Annotated in this window: 13 protein-coding genes; 5 read left to right on the top strand and 8 right to left on the bottom strand. The window is 34.1% G+C overall.

Features of this window, described 5'->3' with window-relative positions; genetic code table 11:
* Positions 1-46: 46 nt before the first annotated feature.
* Genes thrA through H2O64_RS01200 form a run of 3 tightly spaced genes read right to left on the bottom strand, consistent with a single transcriptional unit; the run spans position 47 to position 4,762 of the window.
* Complete coding sequence (gene thrA / locus H2O64_RS01210) at positions 47-2,449, bottom strand: bifunctional aspartate kinase/homoserine dehydrogenase I (protein WP_187560307.1); 2,403 nt, start codon at positions 2,447-2,449, stop codon at positions 47-49.
* A gap of 17 nt (positions 2,450-2,466) precedes the next feature.
* A complete protein-coding gene (locus H2O64_RS01205; protein WP_187560306.1) occupies positions 2,467-3,456 on the bottom strand; it encodes an alpha/beta fold hydrolase in 990 nt (329 codons plus the stop codon).
* Between the two features lie 10 nt (positions 3,457-3,466).
* Positions 3,467-4,762, bottom strand: a complete 1,296-nt coding sequence (locus H2O64_RS01200) for an O-acetylhomoserine aminocarboxypropyltransferase/cysteine synthase family protein (RefSeq protein ID WP_187560305.1) — start codon at positions 4,760-4,762, stop codon at positions 3,467-3,469.
* 884 nt (positions 4,763-5,646) lie between these two features.
* Here H2O64_RS01200 and metK point away from each other — a divergent pair.
* The 4 genes from metK (at position 5,647) to H2O64_RS01180 (ending at position 10,500) form a co-directional block, all read left to right on the top strand.
* The gene (metK, locus tag H2O64_RS01195; protein ID WP_187560304.1) at positions 5,647-6,900 is read left to right on the top strand and encodes a methionine adenosyltransferase; all 1,254 of its coding nucleotides are present in this window, start codon (positions 5,647-5,649) and stop codon (positions 6,898-6,900) included.
* 384 nt (positions 6,901-7,284) lie between these two features.
* Positions 7,285-7,935 carry a hypothetical protein gene (locus tag H2O64_RS01190; RefSeq protein ID WP_187560303.1) on the top strand — a complete coding sequence of 217 codons (651 nt, stop codon included), beginning with the start codon at positions 7,285-7,287 and terminating at the stop codon, positions 7,933-7,935.
* Positions 7,936-8,168: 233 nt separating this feature from the next.
* A complete protein-coding gene (locus tag H2O64_RS01185; RefSeq protein WP_187560302.1) occupies positions 8,169-9,155 on the top strand; it encodes a Gfo/Idh/MocA family protein in 987 nt (328 codons plus the stop codon).
* A gap of 103 nt (positions 9,156-9,258) precedes the next feature.
* On the top strand, positions 9,259-10,500 hold the full coding sequence (locus tag H2O64_RS01180; RefSeq protein ID WP_187560301.1) for a paraquat-inducible protein A: 1,242 nt from the start codon (positions 9,259-9,261) through the stop codon (positions 10,498-10,500).
* A gap of 360 nt (positions 10,501-10,860) precedes the next feature.
* Here the strand turns inward: H2O64_RS01180 and H2O64_RS01175 are convergent, their stop codons facing one another.
* Genes H2O64_RS01175 through H2O64_RS01160 form a run of 4 tightly spaced genes read right to left on the bottom strand, consistent with a single transcriptional unit; the run spans position 10,861 to position 13,681 of the window.
* Complete coding sequence (locus H2O64_RS01175; protein WP_187560300.1) at positions 10,861-11,520, bottom strand: response regulator transcription factor; 660 nt, start codon at positions 11,518-11,520, stop codon at positions 10,861-10,863.
* A 1-nt stretch (position 11,521) separates the two neighbouring features.
* On the bottom strand, positions 11,522-12,301 hold the full coding sequence (locus H2O64_RS01170; protein WP_187560299.1) for a sensor histidine kinase: 780 nt from the start codon (positions 12,299-12,301) through the stop codon (positions 11,522-11,524).
* Positions 12,277-12,927: a hypothetical protein gene (locus tag H2O64_RS01165; RefSeq protein ID WP_187560298.1), complete on the bottom strand. Its 651-nt coding sequence runs from the start codon at positions 12,925-12,927 to the stop codon at positions 12,277-12,279. Before H2O64_RS01165 ends, H2O64_RS01170 begins: the two co-directional genes overlap by 25 nt.
* A 10-nt stretch (positions 12,928-12,937) precedes the next feature.
* Positions 12,938-13,681, bottom strand: coding sequence for a hypothetical protein (locus H2O64_RS01160; RefSeq protein WP_187560297.1), 744 nt, complete (start codon positions 13,679-13,681; stop codon positions 12,938-12,940).
* Positions 13,682-13,955: 274 nt separating this feature from the next.
* Between H2O64_RS01160 and H2O64_RS01155 the strand changes: the two genes are divergently transcribed.
* A complete protein-coding gene (locus H2O64_RS01155) occupies positions 13,956-14,276 on the top strand; it encodes a hypothetical protein (RefSeq protein WP_187560296.1) in 321 nt (106 codons plus the stop codon).
* A gap of 319 nt (positions 14,277-14,595) precedes the next feature.
* On the opposite strand, the gene H2O64_RS01150 is transcribed toward H2O64_RS01155, so the two are convergent.
* Entirely contained in the window at positions 14,596-17,313 is a 2,718-nt protein-coding gene (locus H2O64_RS01150; protein WP_187560295.1) for a carboxypeptidase-like regulatory domain-containing protein, read from the bottom strand.
* Positions 17,314-17,315: the final 2 nt, after the last annotated feature.

The following is a 17,315-nucleotide window of genomic DNA, read 5'->3' as shown; positions in this document are numbered from 1 at the left end:
CTTATAAACCTCTAAATTTCAAACGTAGACTGAACGGAGTCGAAGTCTACAATTTCTCCGTTAAACGTAATATATCTCCAAAAACACCTCTTGCCGTAACCGCCGCGCCAGCTCCGGCACCTTGAATGACTAATGGTTGTGCTGCGTACGCTTCTGTGTAAATCTCGAAAATAGAATCCGAGCCTTTTATTTGTCCCAAGGCACTATTGCTCGGCACAGAAATTAACTTTACTTCCAAAATTCCTGTTTCTGTAGATAAATCGCCAACATACCGTAATACATGATGTTCCTTTTGATTTGCTTTGATGAGTGTATATGTTTGATCTAAATCTGTGATACTTTTTTTGAATAGTTGCAGATTGATTGCTTGTAAATGTGCTGGTAATAAATTTTGAATCGTGATGTCTGATAATTCATGTTTTAAGTCCAATTCTCTGGCAAGAATTAATAACTTTCGAGCCACATCATTTCCCGATAAATCTTCACGTGCATCCGGTTCGGTAAACCCTTTTTCTTCGGCTTGTTTCAATACCATACTAAACGGAATATCTTCCACTGAATACGTATTAAACAGATAACTTAATGAACCCGAAAATACACCGCGAATTTTTTTAATTTTTTCACCCGATTTATGCAATAATTTAATCGTGTCTATCAATGGCAATCCAGCCCCAACATTGGTTTCGTACAAATAATTTTTTTGATACTTTTGAAGCTGCGTTCTCAATTCTTGATAGAACGAATATTCAACTGTATTTGCAATTTTATTTGCCGAAACCAAATCAAAGCCATTTTTAACTAAACTTATATAATCATGAATAAAATCTTTACTCGCCGTTGTGTCAACCGCAATGAGGTTTTCTAAATGGTGCGCTTTCGCGTAATCTATAATTTGTTGTAATGTATATGCCGTTTTTTGTTGTTGAAATTCAAATTTCCAATCGTCTGCAATGCCGTTTTTGTCTAAATACACATGTTGTGAATCTGCAATAGCGAATACATTTAGCTTGATGTTATTTTTATCTAAAATAGCTGTTTTACTGTGTACAATTTGATCGAGCAATGTGCCACCGACCAATCCTTTTCCAAAAACAGCAATGTTTATTTTTTTAGAAATTCCGAAGATTTGGCCGTGAATCACGTTGATAGCTTTGTGTAATTGTGACTTCTTCACGACCAAACTCACGTTTTTACCTGAAACCGTATTATTAAACAAAATCGGAACAATTTGATTCTTTATCAATGCGTTATACGGCTTGTGAAATTCGCTCAAATCTTGACCAACAATCGAAATGACAGCAACATCATCTATAACTGATATTTTATTGACATCTTTTGTATAGAAATCATTTTCAAACTCTTTTTCTAAACTAACAATAGCTTTGGAAGCTTTGTCTGCATCAATTACCAAACCAATACCACGTTCCGATGAACCTTGCGAAATAATACTCACATTGATCTCATTTTCGCCTAAGGTTCTAAAAATTCGTGCATCCACACCAACTCTACCGAGCAAACCTCTACCTTCTAAATTGATCAACGCAACAGTGTCTAATACCGAAATCGATTTGATGCCTTTTGTGTTTGTTTTTTGCGTAATCACCGTTCCATTATCGGAACTATTGAACGTATTCAAAATTCGCAATGGAATGTTTTTTTCAATCAACGGAACAATCGTTTTTGCATGTAAAATGTGCGCGCCAAACGTTGCCAATTCATTTGCTTCATTAAAAGATAATTCAGCAATTTTTCTGGCGTCAGCCACTAAATCAGGATTTGCGGTGAAAATTCCATCGACATGTGTATAATTTTGTAATTCTTCAGCATCTAAAAAATTCGCTAACAAAGCTGCTGTATAATTACTTCCGTTTCTCCCCAATGTTGTCGTTTCATTGTTTTGATTCGATCCTATAAAACCTGTCACAATATTAACCGTTGTTCCGTTGTACGATTTAAAATGATTGATCACATTTCTTCTCGAAATTACATCCAAAGGTCTCGCATTTCCGAAAACATCATCCGTTTTTATCAGCTTTCGGGTATCTGTATAATGTGCATTTACACCTTCTTTCTTTAATAAATTAGTGACCAATTTCGCTGAGATAATTTCGCCTTGCGATGCAACTTGATCTTTTATTTTTTCAGAATAATCGCCCAATAAAGAAACTCCTTGAAATAGATTTTCCAAGGTTGTAAACTCTTCCGAAAAATCGAGCGATCTATCTGTTTGACTTTGATATGCTTTAAACGCCGTCAATTGTTCATGGTACGTTTCTTTGCGAGCAGCTTTTTCCAGCATTTCCAACAATTCATCCGTAGCATTTCCGCGCGCCGATAGTACAACTGCAATATTTCCTTCCTGCTGCGCTTTATCTTTTATAATCTGAATTGCCGTTTTAATTCCTTTTCCGTTCGCAAGTGATTTTCCACCAAATTTCAATATCTTCATAGCTTATTTTTTTTATATCAAATTGATGATTTTTGTACTTGAAATATGTTTCTGAGCAAATGACTTAATTGTCTGTATTCCATTAAAAAAGCGTCGTGCCCATGAATGGATTGTATTTCATCATGATACACATTTGCCTTCACGCGCTTGAGTCTTCTGTAGGTTTCTATATCTTCGTCAGGCGAAAAAAAGATGTCACTATTAATACTAATAATGTGAATGTTTCCCGCAATCGGCGCTGCAACTTTTTCCAACGATTCGCGACCTCTGGTAATGTCAATTGTTTTTAAGAGTTGATTCATCAGTTTGTATGCGGATAATTGAAAACGCTGTTGTAATTTTTCTCCGTGATGGAGCAACCAACTTTCCGTATTAAAAATATTTTTTTCTTTATGTAGCGTCCGCTGAAATTTTACTTTGAGTGAAAATGGCGTTCGGTAACACAACATGGCATGAATGCGTGCATCTTCAATCGGATTGCTCGAATTTTCTAGAATGCGTTCTTGCAAGAAGCAATTCGCAATCAACCAATCGGTCGATTTCCAATCGGAAGCAATCGGGATTAAATTTTGAATCAAATTTGGTTCTAAAACCGCCATTTCCCAAACAATTCCACCGCCTAACGATCCGCCAATAGCCGCAAATAATGTATTGATTTTTAAATGTTCCAATCCTCTGATAAAAATCTTCGCAATATCTCTCGCAACAAAATCTTTATACTGTTTGATGAGTGCTGCTTCGCGCAAAAAACCATTGCCTGGAATGTCAAAACTTAAAACTTTAAAATGATTTGTATCAATACATTTTCCATCGCCAATGAGTGATTTCCACCAACCATTTTCGCCTGTGACTTCGGAGTTCCCCGTTAAAGCATGATTGACCAACACAATCGGCGCATCTGCGTTATCCGAACCCGCAAGCTGATAACTCAACTTTAGGTTCGGATAATACGCGCCACTTTCTGTGAAAAAATCGGTAATAGATATATGTGCTATTTTCTCTCTCAAAATATATGGTTTAGGATGCTGGAATTCCTGCGGTTATCTTTTCGAATACAGTTTGTAAATCTGCTTTCAAATCTTCTACATCTTCCAAACCAACCGATAAACGAATTAAATCTTGTGTCACACCAGTAGAAGCTTGTTGTTCCGTGTTTAATTGTTGGTGTGTGGTACTTGCTGGATGAATGATGAGTGATTTTGTATCGCCAATATTTGCTAAGAGCGAGAACACTTGTGTTTCGTCTGCAATGCGTTTTGCTGCTTCAAATCCTGCTTTGATTCCAAACGTTACAATTCCGCTTTGTCCTTCTGGCAAGTATTTTTTGGCTAAAGCCAGATAGTTGCTCGTTTCCAACCCTGGATAGTTTACCCAAGCAACGGCTTCTTGCGTTTGCAACCAGGTTGCCAATTCGAGTGCGTTTTGACTGTGCTGCTTGATGCGAATTGGTAAGGTTTCCAATCCTTGTATAATTTGAAACGCGTTGAATGGACTTAATGCTGAACCAAAATCTCGCAATCCTTCAATACGAACTTTCGCGATAAATGCCGCTTCTTTTAGTGCTTCGCTGTATACTAAACCGTGATAACCCGCAGAAGGTTCTGTGAATTCTGGGAATTTTCCGTTCGTCCAATCAAAGGTTCCTGCGTCAATAATGGCACCACCTAAGGCAGTTCCGTTTCCGTTGATGTATTTGGTAAGTGAGTGAATGACAATGTTTGCGCCGTATTTGATAGGATTCAGTAAGTATGGAGTGGCAATCGTATTGTCGACGATTAAAGGAATTTTGTTTGCTTTGGCTTGCGCCGAAATTTTCTCAAGGTCTAAAACATCTAGTTTCGGATTCCCTAAAGATTCAATGAAAACAGCTCTTGTATTTTCTTGAACTGCGTCGCTGAAACTGTTTTCATCATCTGGATCTACAAAAGTTGTCGTAATTCCCAATCGCGGAAGCGTCACATTGAGTAGATTATAGGTTCCGCCATATAAACTGTTGGAAGCTACAATGTGATCGCCTGCTCTGAGTAATGTGAGTAATGTTGTGGCAATCGCCGCCGTTCCTGAAGCTGTCACTACTGCTGCAATTCCACCTTCTAAAGCGGCTAATCGTTGTTCGAGAATATCATTCGTTGGATTGTTTATTCTGGTGTAAATGTTTCCAGGTTCTGCTAACGCGAATAAGTTAGATGCATGATCCGAATTGTTGAATACATACGCTGTTGACTGGTAAATTGGAACGGCTCGTGTTCCTCCATTTTTTGTAGTGTCGTGTCCTGAATGTAATGCTTTTGTTGCGAATTTTTGTGTGCTCATGTTTTCTTGTTTTTGTATGTGTGTATTTGTTCGTTTATTCGTTTTTCTGTTTGTTCGTTTGTTTTTTTGTTCTTTGTTTTTCTGTGTATTTGTGTGTTTGTTTGTTTTTCTAATGCATCTCAACTGTGCTCGATGTGACACTTAGCGTGTTTGAATTTTAACCAAAAAAAAGTCCTTTTGGAAGTATATTACCAAAAGGACCTTTTTTATAGATGCGATAAACTTGTTAGAGCTTATCAGGAACTTTTCGATAATAGCGGAGTTGGTTACAGCATACCATGCACATAACCATCATACAACAACACATCATTGCTGTGCTTGTAATTGTAAATTCTGCTAGTTGAAAAATTGTCATCATTGGTTTTTGAAAAAAAATTAACTTAAAATATAATCATGAAAAAAGCCTCTGCGTTTGCAGAGGCTTATATTATTGATGGATGCTTTTTTAAAGTTATCGTACAATGGTGTCCTCCGCGGCATTTCTGCTACACATCATACAACACATTGTATTTGAAACTTTATTTTGCATTTTTCGTCTTTGTTTGCTACAAAGGTAAAGTCATTATTTTTTAATATCCAAATATTTTTTCAAAAAAAAGTGTTTTTAACAGTTTTTAAGTGAAATCTAAATTTATATTTTTTTGTTGTTTGTATGTAACTAGATTTTCATACATTTGCACCTGATTTTGAGGAAAAATTTGAACTGATTGCAACCTCTTGTGCTGAACTTGTTTCAGTACCTAGTTTATGATTTATAGACTAGATCCTGAAATAAATTCAGGATAACAAAAAATGCTAAAGCAGTAATTTCTACTTCTTTAGCCGACTAAGCAATCACTTTTAGTTTTTCCATATTAATATAATTTTTTAAAGAAAGATTTATTATGTCATATTTTTTTACCTCTGAATCAGTTTCAGAAGGACATCCAGACAAAGTAGCAGATCAAATTTCTGATGCTTTAATTGATAATTTTTTAGCATTCGATCCAGAATCAAAAGTAGCTTGTGAAACGTTGGTAACAACAGGACAAGTTTTTCTTGCTGGAGAAGTAAAGTCGAACACGTATTTAGATGTACAAAAGATTGCTAGAGAAGTCGTTAACAAGATTGGATATACCAAAAGTGAATACATGTTTGATGGAAATTCTTGTGGAGTTTTATCTGCAATTCATGAGCAATCTGATGATATTAACAGAGGTGTTGATAGAGCAACAAAAGAAGAGCAAGGTGCTGGAGATCAAGGAATGATGTTTGGATATGCGACGAAAGAAACTTCTAATTTAATGCCTTTAGCATTGGATTTATCACATTTAATGTTGATCGAATTGGCGGCTTTGCGTAGAGAGCATAAAGACATCACCTATTTACGTCCTGATGCGAAAAGTCAGGTAACGATTGAGTATGATGATAACAATGTGCCTTCACGCGTGGAAGCAATTGTAGTTTCTACACAACACGATGATTTTGATGAAGATGAAGTAATGTTAGCGAAAATCCGTAAGGATATTAAGGAGATTTTAATTCCAAGAGTGAAGTCAAAATTAACTCCTGAGATTCAAGCATTGTTTGGGAATGATATTAAGTATCATATCAACCCAACTGGAAAATTCGTAATCGGTGGACCACACGGAGACACAGGTTTGACAGGAAGAAAAATTATTGTTGATACTTACGGTGGAAAAGGTGCGCACGGTGGTGGAGCTTTTTCAGGAAAAGATCCAAGTAAAGTAGATAGAAGTGCGGCGTATGCAACACGTCACGCAGCGAAAAATTTAGTAGCAGCTGGTGTTGCTGACGAGATTTTAGTACAAGTTTCGTATGCAATTGGTGTTGTTGAACCAATGGGAATTTTTGTTGATACGTATGGAACTTCAAAAGTAAACATGACTGATGGAGAGATTGCAAAAATCGTTACCAACGTATTTGATTTCCGTCCTGCATCAATTGAAAGTCGTTTAAAGTTACGTACACCAATGTACAGCGAAACTGCAGCTTACGGACACATGGGACGTAAAAACGAAACGGTTTCTAAAACATTCACAACTCCGTACGGAGAAAGTAAAACCATGGATGTTGAGTTATTTACTTGGGAAAAATTAGATTACGTAGACAACGTAAAAACAGCTTTTGGATTGTAAGAAATTCTTAGCTTAACTATATATTTTAGAAAACCGCTTTCATAAACTGAAAGCGGTTTTTTTGTGGGTAATCTAGAAGTTTTACCCATCAAAACCAGAGTAAATTTCAATTGAAAACTTAGATACGTTTTGGGGATATCTTTAATTATAACAATGTCTTTTAAAAAAATTCTAAAGTTTCGTTAATAACAAAAAACATCCTAATCATCTATATTAATTAAAACTTAGTAGTCATTTATAATGAGAAAAAAAGCGTCATTAATTGGTATCTTTTTCTAAAAAACATTGTCGTTATTTCAGAATAAAAAACTTGTGTTAGATAATAGTAAAATCTAAATACATTCTGACTTGATATTAAAATGTAGACTTTAAAAATAAAACTTTATGAAACAAGCTAAATTTATAAATGAAAACCCACTTGCAAAAGTTGAGCATTTGATACATATGTTGTGTCAAGAAACTCTTTTAAAAAATAAAATAGACGAAATTTATAAACTTTTACAAAATGAAATTCCTTTGTCTGATAAAAAATTACTTGAAATAGAGGTGGCTCGTTTTGATTACCAATATCCTTTTTACTGTGAAATTGATTCTAATAAAGATATAAAGGAATCGACTCTAATTAAAAAAGATACTCTAATTAATCATATCAAAAGAGAAGTTAGATTTAATAATCTAAAAGATCATTATCTTACAATACAGAATTATTCTTTTCATGAAGAACATCTTAATTCAAAAAAAGATAATTTTCATGGATTAGGAAACTTAGCTTTTAATGGTTGCGGCTACGTCCTACTACCCTATGGAGCTATAGCAATTATGATAATTATATTCTTAGATGGTCTTTTTATTAAAGATGGAAATAGTTTAATTTGGACAATAATATTTATATTGATCGGTATATTTTTAATTTCTATAATATTTTATATTGCTGAATCTAAAGTTGAAACAAAACTAGATAAATTAAAAGAATTAAGACAAAAAGAAATAGAGCTTTTAAAGTTTAAAATTAATGGGCATCATAAAAATAGATAGAATATTATTATCTAAAACAATGGATGTTGAGTTATTTACTTGGGAAAAATTAGATTACGTAGACAACGTAAAAACAGCTTTTGGATTGTAAGAGATTCTTAGCTTCGTTATATATTTTAGAAAACCGCTTTCAGTTATGGAAGCGGTTTTTTTGTGGGTTACTGACAACAATAATTCAAGTGTAAGATTCGTTTATAATTCCCTAAATTTGAACATATTCAACACAAAACAACATGCACAAAAAAATACATTGGGGAATTATCGGTTTGGGGAATATTGCCCACAAATTCGCTGCCGATTTACAACTTTCTGACAATGTAATGCTGCAAGGAGTTGCTTCTCGGAATCTAGAAAAAGCAACCGAATTCGCTTCAACATATAATGCGGTTACTGCGTATGATTCTTATGAAAAACTCGCGAATGATCCAAAAATTGATGTCATTTATATTGCAACACCACATACGTTTCATTTTGAAAATACGATGTTATGTTTGCAAAACGGAAAAGCTGTTTTGTGTGAAAAACCAATGGGAATCAATTCCACGCAAGTGAAAACCATGATTCAAGAAGCAAAATCACGGAAATTGTTTTTGATGGAAGCCGTTTGGACACGATTTATGCCTGCAATTGAAAAAATGATCTCATTACTTGACGAAGAAACCATTGGCGATATTATACAGATTCGTGCTGATTTTGGCTTTAAAGCTGAACTCAATTTAGAAAGCAGATTGTTCAATAAAAAATTGGGCGGCGGTTCTTTGTTAGATATTGGCATTTATCCTATTTTCCTGAGTTTGTTAGTTTCGGGAATTCCCACAGATATTAAAACAATGGCAAGAATGACCGAAACAGACGTAGATAGTTTTTGCGCGCTATTGTTCGATTATTCAACGAATGCAAAAGCGGTTTTAGAGTCTACTTTTGAAGCAAATACGCCAACAGAAGCGTATATTCACGGAACGAAAGGTGCTATAAAATTACACCGCAGATTTCATCAACCAACTACAATTACACTTTTTAAAGATGATTCCGAAACTGTTTTTGAACTTCCATATACAGGAAACGGATATATTCATGAGATTGAAGAAGTGAATTCGTGTTTGCGAAATGGTCAAACGGAAAGTTCAAAATTACCGTTAGAATTCAGTCAAAATTTAATCACAATTATCGATACCATAAAAACTCAGATTGGTTTGAATTATATAGCTGACGCAGAATAAGCGCTAATTTTGAAACAAATCATACATTCGTTCGTCTTGTTAGTACCAACTAATTTTATTTTCACTTTTAATGAAGACCAATCAGCTTGCTAACATTTTTCTCGTGATACTGCTTATCGCGATCAGCATTGCAACGTTCACGTCCTATTCGTTGGAAAATGATAAACGAGTGTTCAAAGCGGACGTTATTGAACTTTCGGATATTAAGTACGGAATGTTTAATGTAGATGCTTGGGAAGATCAATTTGCGACCATTATTACCAAAAAATTAGAAGAATTAAAACTTACAGGAAACGATCGAAAAGAAGCTCGAAATAAAATTCAAACGTTTTTATACGAATCAATTGATAAGTTTGAAACGACCTATAAAGCAGAAAACAATCGAAAAGCAAACTATGGTTTTTCACTCCGAAATTTTGGCGCCGATTATTTTAAAATCTTTGGCGAATTAAAAGAGCATGTTCCAACAATTACGGAAGATATTCTCGATTTTCTTGAAAATGAAGAAAATAGAAACAACATTAAAAAGTATATTCTAGCGCAAATAAACGCGTATACAGATGGCACTTTCCAAAAGATTGATTATACGACATATAGCAACATTATCGCAAAATACAATGCTGAAACTGGCATAGATTGCAAAGAGATTATCACTGCAAAACTGGAAACCATCAACGGAAAACAAAACATCGTAAACTCCATATTACTTTTTACTTTTATTTGTGTTTTATTGATCATTGTGATAGAAAAAAATCATTCCAAGTTTAAAATTATACTGTACATTTTGGCTGCGTTGCATTTGTTAGTATTGGGCGTTTTTCTTCCGATGATTGCGATTGATGCGCGCATTTCTTCGATGGATTTACAACTCATGGGCGAATCGATTACGTTTACAGATCAAGTGTTGTATTATAAAAGTAAAAGCATCATGGAAGTTTCGAGCGTGATGTTGTCACAAGGAAAAATGAAAGTACTATTCGTGGGAATATTGATTGTTTTGTTTAGCGTAATTTTTCCCGTATCGAAATTGATTTCAAGTGTATTGTTAGTTTTTAAACAATCGTTAAAAGACAATAAAATCATTCGGTTTTTAGTATTTAAAAGTGGAAAATGGTCAATGGCAGATGTAATGGTTGTCGCAATTTTTATGGCGTATATTGGTTTTACAGGAATCATTTCGAGTCAACTCGGACAATTAGAAAATAGCTTTCAAGACCTCGAAATTTTAACCACGAATAAGTCTGAATTGCAAAACGGATTCTTCTTTTTTATGGGATTTGTGATTTTGAGTATTTTTATTTCGCAAACGATTTTGAAGTTGGTGGAGAAGTCTAAAACTACCTGAGTTCAATATAAAATTCAATAGCGGTTTTTCTTCTTTTCCGCAGTATAGCAGGGATTTTTCGTTAAGAATTTTTGAAACCTTGGAGAAAATTTAGAAAAATTCATGCGGTTTTAATTTTTCCCTAAAAGAAAAATTAAAAATACCTCTGGAAATGTTTACATTCATGAATACCTTAATTTAAAATAGAAATGAATGAACTAAAAGCGCACTTTCTTTTGTTGAAGCCTATGCTGAACTTGATTCAGTATTCTTTGTGCGAGCAAAGAAAACGAAAGTAAGTACCTAATTTCCATAACTTTAAATCTTATAAGGTAAATGTTCGCGAAATTTTATTTGAATGAAACTTATATCGAACTCACGTTAAATCACAATCAACTTTTCTTTGATAGCTTTTATCAACAATCCTGCGGTATTTTTCACGCCGAGTTTGCTAATTAAGTTTTTGCGATGACCTTCAATTGTTCGGACACTTAGAAATAGTTTTTCTGCCATTTCAGCAGTTGTAAATTCTTTTGCGATGAGTTCTAATACTTCTATTTCGCGTGAAGTTAAATGGTAATCTTTCCCGATAGTTAACGGTTTTCCCGATTTGTTTTTTAATCCTTTCAGTAATGCTTGCGATACAAATTCGTTGAAGTAAAATCCTTTTTTATACACAGTTTTGATGGCTTCTTCCAATTCTTCGCGTGTGGTATCTTTTAGTAAATAACCATTCGCGCCAATTTCCATCAAATACGAAATCATGCGCTCTTCTTTGTGCATGGTTAGGATTAAAATTTTCACTTCTGGATATGCTTCTTGGAGTTTCAAAGTAGCATCAACTCCGTTCATTTCTTCCATTTCTAAATCTAACAAAATCACGTCGGGAACTTCGTTTTTCAACTTTGTAAATAGGTCTTTTCCGTTGACCGCTTCCAACACCAAATTGACATCCGTAATTTTATCCAATAATGATTTGATGCCTTCACGGAACAAATTGTGATCGTCTACTAAGCCTAATTGTATGATTTCGTTGCTCATATTAGATAGGTATTTTAAGCGTTGCTTTCATTCCCGATTTTTGGGCATTGAAATGAATTGTTCCAGATACTACAGACAATCTACTTTCTATATTTCTGAGTCCAATTCCTTTTTGGTTTAAGTATTCTTGCTGCAAGCCAATGCCATCATCTTCATATATAATTTCTAGTGCGTTTCCTTCATTGTTAAACGTGATCGTTATGTTGGATGCCATCGCATGTTTCAAGGTATTATTGATCAATTCTTGAATGATTCTATATACATTTAATTCATCTGCTTTCGCGATAGAACGTGTGCTGTTATTCACAAAAACAGCTTTCAGTTTACTAGAATCGTTTACCGTTTGCACTAAATTTTCTATGGCTTCAATCAATCCTAATTTTTCTAAAATGACAGGTCGCAAATCTTGTGAAATATTCCGTACACTTTGAATCATGGTGTCAAATAGTGAGCGCATTTTTTCGGAAGTAGCTGTCAATTCTTCCGCAGAAAGTTCTGGTGAAATTTGACTTAGATATAATTTCGTTGTCGTCAATAAAGCGCCCACATCATCGTGCAATTCTTTTCCAATGCGCGTGCGTTCTTTTTCCTGACTTTCAATAGCAACGCCCAACAGTTCTCTTTGATAATCGGCGGCAACTTGTTGATGCTTTTTCTGTTGCGCCAACAATCGCTTTTGATAGATAATAAAAAATAAAATCACCGCCAACGCCAATACAAATATCATGACCATTCCGATAATGATAATTTTTAAGTTTACTGCTGTTTCGGATTCAAGCATATAGAAATCGTGTAAAAAAAGGTTAGTACTATATTGACAATGGCGTGTAATCCCCAAACTAAACGACTGGATTCATCTGCTGTTGCAAACATACTGTTGTTGATAAAAAACAGGATTAAGTTACTCGAAAAATAAATTAAAAACCCTGCATTTATCCAAAACATCGGATTTTGTTCTAAGGAACTGTATTTCACTTCTTTCAACAAGGCATAAAAGTAACTGAGTGAGAGAAAAATGACCAAAAACCCTAATAATGTTGTTACATTGGAATTGAACGTCGTCAGATTCTGGAAGTAACACATGTTTACAATTGAAAATATAGTAAATACCGCAATTAATAGGTAAAAAAAACGCTTTGGAAATAGTTTTTTCAATTCATCTTTATAGATATTTACGATCAAAATAAATTCAATGATCGAATAAAAATGATAGACTGGCAGATTGTTTATTTTCTGATACCACAATACATTCGAAATTGATTCTACCACTAAAATCGTGATCAAAAGATAGACTAATTTGCGTTGCACTTTATCCAAACGATGATACTTCCACACTGCAATTAGCAACGGAAGTATCACCGCAAAAGATGAAATTAATCGTAAAATCCCAAAGAGTTCTTTACTCATTATTTTTTATTTAACATGTTGGTGGACATGGGCTTGAATATTCAACAAATGCTTCTTTCCCATCCAGAAACTCTAATACACCTTTAAGTCCTAATGTTTCTTTATTTTCATTTCTTTCTTTATACTTAAAACCTAAAACCGGCGTGAAAGAAATGAGTTCTTTATTTGGGAATTTGTTCATGTCAACTCCAGAATATAAGGTAATTCCATGAATTCCTTTAAGTTTTTGTATAACAGTTTCTATCATTGTATCATTTACTTTATAGTGTAAAACTCTCACTGTAGATTCTACTTTTTTACCATTTACTTCTTCTTTTTTCCGAGCTGTAAATAAATCGTCTATCAAATGAACATCTATTTCGTCCCAATTTTTACAAATCATTTCTTTGAACACATCTGGGACTTCTGCTGTAGACCTATCTCTTTCTTCAAGATTTTCAATAGGATCTAGTTTAAAATAGTCTTCACGACCTTCTTTACCTATTACCTTTAAGATTGGGAAAAAGGTTTGTTTCTTCTTATCTCTCTTTTTCAATCCTAAATGAATTTCAATATGAGCGATATTATTTTTCATTTTATCAAATTTTTCTACACCATCTTTACTCATTCTAAATTCGCTCGTTCTTGTATATTGTTCGCCGCTAGTCGTTATTTTATGAAAATGATGCGATAGTTGTAAGATATCTTCTCGTTGCCATCTTCTTCTATGTTTCGAATAATCTTCTTGTTTTTCTTTCTTTTTTTGATTTTTCATTGGTGAATAGTTTATGTGATTATTAATAATTGGCAGGCTTTTCTTTTTTTAATCTGATATAAAACTAATCAAAAAACTGCTCCTATTTAACTTACAAACCGATAACCGCGTATAAACCACCACAAATCACGGGAATCTACGGAAGCGTATTTACAGTACTTACAGTCTATTTTTTCTTACTCATAATGATGAATTTTGAAATATCAAATTAGTTAAACACAGGACGAAGCCGAAAATCCTTTTATAGAGTAGGCATTTTTAAAGATTATATATCATGGAAAAAGCAACAAAACATCAAACGGCAGAAAAAACGTACACATGGAAATTGACCACTTTTGAAAAACGCGGAACATTATGGATAGAATGGAGTACAAATGCGCCTTTTAGAGCTCAGAAAGATAAAATTGAAGTCTATGAAAAAGGATGGCCTTCAAATCCAGATTCAAATGCGAAAAAATGGACATGGGCAGACGCAAAAAATAGTCCATGGGATACAGGATTATTATACGGAGCAGATTGGTATTGTGCGCGTATTGCTCAGTCAGCTCCAGATGGACCGTATGTTTATGTAGAACAAATTATCACGAAAGGATAATTCTAATTCTTTTAAAAAAATATTGCTTAAAAACACCGAATGAAACAAAAACTGTTTTGCTCGGTGTTTTTTAGTACTCATCAAATAACGACTTAGAAAAGAAATTTTCTCAAGTATTGACGCAACCTTTTTGAGGTTTTGTTATCTAATTAAAAGAATCGAAAACATTTTGCTACGTTGTAGCGTACTTATAAAAATATTGCGGTTTTTTAATTATTTTCTTAAAAAGGAAGCCTTTCTGAGTAACATCAGAAAGGCTTTTGATTTTTAAATATCGTTTTTTTGGTTCCTGCCTTCGCAGGAATGAAAACAATGTCTATTACAAATTATACTTCAAACTCAATATAACATACCGCGGCTGAATGAAATATTCGCTGGTACTTGTTAAGAAGTCATTTGAATTGTCTTGATTCAACGATTTTGTATTTAATAAGTTGGTTCCACTTACGGTATATTCCCATTTGCTATCTTTCTTTTGATATGATAATTCCGCTTTTAAGAAACTATAACTGTTAATGGTTCGTTCTTCGCTTTTATAGTTATTATACGAATAATCTGCTGTAAAGATGAAACTCTTCAAGAAATATGCATCTACATTTACAAACGGACTGTTGGTAATGAATCGGTTTGTATTATTTCCCTGATCGTACTCGTTGATCGTTAAATTGTAACCAACTTCAATGTTTGGTGCGTCTCTAAAGTTTGTGCTAAATCGGGTTCGATATGATTGTGTAAAGGATTCATTCACACTTTTATTTCCGTTAATTTCTTGTGTAAATTTCGATACCGCGAAGTTTCCACCAATGGAAGCTTTTAGTTTTCCAAACGTACGTTCAAATCGTCCGTTTGCCGAGAAGGTTTCATCTGCAAAGTTAGAGTTGAAAGGTGACGAAACACTGTTTGTACTCAACACATCTGGATCACCTGGATTTGCGCCTGGAATCGTTAAGAATTGTGAACGATTTCGGATTGGATCTACACGTTTGTTGTAATTTAAGAAGGCAAATATGTTTGTATAATTAAACAAATTAAAACTAAAATAACTCAAGTTTAAGTTGTGCGACAGTGCGTTTTCAAGTGTTCTGTTTCCCGCGAATAAGGAATTATAGTTATTAAAAACAACACCTTCTGCCAGTCGATTTACATCTGTAAAATCTGTTTGCATTTGATAATTAAAGTTGATATTTTCAGAATTTTTCAATTGTAGCCGAACGTTTAAATCTGGTAAGAAACGCGTGAATGTTTCTTGAAATTCTGAACCAAATTGTACATTCTTGGTACTGTATGCATGCGCTGTAATTCCGGGTGTAAAGGTGAATTTTCCAGATTTTAATTTATAGTGTACTCCTAAATAGGTATCGCTAAAATTATATTTTACATCATTGATCACGTCTCCTTGCGGATTGATCAATGGCAACTTGCTTCCACTATCTAAAAATTGATAGATTTCAGAATCAAACTGCTGTGTACTTAAGGTCGTTCCAGCAGTAATGTTGATGTTACTTTTTTGATTCAACACGTACCAATAATCCAATCGTGCATCAAACTTATAGGTTTTTACACGTTTGTCTTGTGCAATGTCTAAAAACGATTGTGATGTGTTTAATCCTAAAACATCTGTAAAGCGAAATTGATCACTTTGCGTCAATTTTGCATTGTAAAAAGGATCTTCATCTTGTAATAAATGTTGTGCTTCAAAAGCAAAAATATTGTTATCGTTTAAGGTATAATAATAGTTGAAATTCTGATTGATACTATACGGATTCTGAGACTGATTTTCGTCAATATCACCTAATAAGGAAGAAAAGAAATCTTGTCGTTCGCTTTGTTTCGATATTTTAGCGAAGAAATCATAATCCATTTGATTGTTGGAATTTGGCTTGTAACTTGTGCTTAGTTTGAACAATCCTAAATCGCTTTTCTGCTTTGTATTTGTCTCCGTGATTTCATCAGGTGTGCTTTCATCAATATAATTATTAATGTTATTTTGCTGTAATTCTGTTCGTGAACCTGAATAGATTGCAAAACCGCTAATGTCCCATGTTTTCTTTGGTGAATAACTGAAGTTTGCGGCTCCAAATTTAGAATCGATTGATTTTGCTCTGTTGTTTTGCAAGGTTAAAAATCCTATATCACTGGAAGCTACATTGAAGTTTGTTCCTGTATTTCTGGATGTATTTCTGAATCCGCCCGAAAATTTAAAATAATCACGTCGTGTAAACGGAATTGCGCCAATATTGTTAAAATCTGTAATGATATTGATGCTGTATTCTGGACTGTAATAGAATAATCGTGGATTGGCAATGTAACGTTCATCTGGACCTAATCCGGCGGTAATTTCTCCAAACCAAAAGTTTTTCTTTCCTTCTTTCAGTTTAATGTTAATCATCACATTATCCTGATCGTTTCCAAGTCCTCTGAGTTGTCCTACTTCGTTGCTGTTTTTTAAGACTTCAACTTTATCAACGGCATCAGCGGGAATATTTTTAGTGGCTAATTTACTATCGCCATCAAAAAATTCTTTTCCTTCCACCATTACTTTGGTCACGTTCTTTCCTTCTACCGTTATTTCTCCTTCATCATCGACTTCTACACCGGGCAATTTTTTTAAAACATCACCCAACTTTTTTTCGGAACCATTTTTAAAGGAATCCGCATTGTAGATAATTGTATCGCCTTTTATGGTTACGGGCATTTCGTATGTAAGTTGTACAGCATCTAGTTTATTGTCCGCTTTCATTGCAAAGTTTTTTGTAATGTCAGCTTCTTTTGTTGTCAATGAATCATTAATCGTTGCCAATCCGATGTAACTTACTTTTAATAAATAGGTCGTGTTTTTTTTGAGCGAAAGCCTAAAACGTCCTTCATTATTGGTAATCCCGTAAGATTCTAATGTATTGGTTGCTTTGTTCAATGCAATCACATTGGCAAGTTCCAAAGGCTTTCCGAGTGTATCTTTTACAACACCTTCCAGTTTAATTTGGGCAGTAGTTGCCTGTGCTATGAAACATAGCAGCACAAATAGTATATTTTTCATTG

The sequence above is a fragment of the Kordia aestuariivivens genome, assembly GCF_014397005.1.
Taxonomy (GTDB): Bacteria; Bacteroidota; Bacteroidia; order Flavobacteriales; family Flavobacteriaceae; genus Kordia; species Kordia aestuariivivens.
This window is presented reverse-complemented; position numbering and strand designations above follow the sequence as displayed.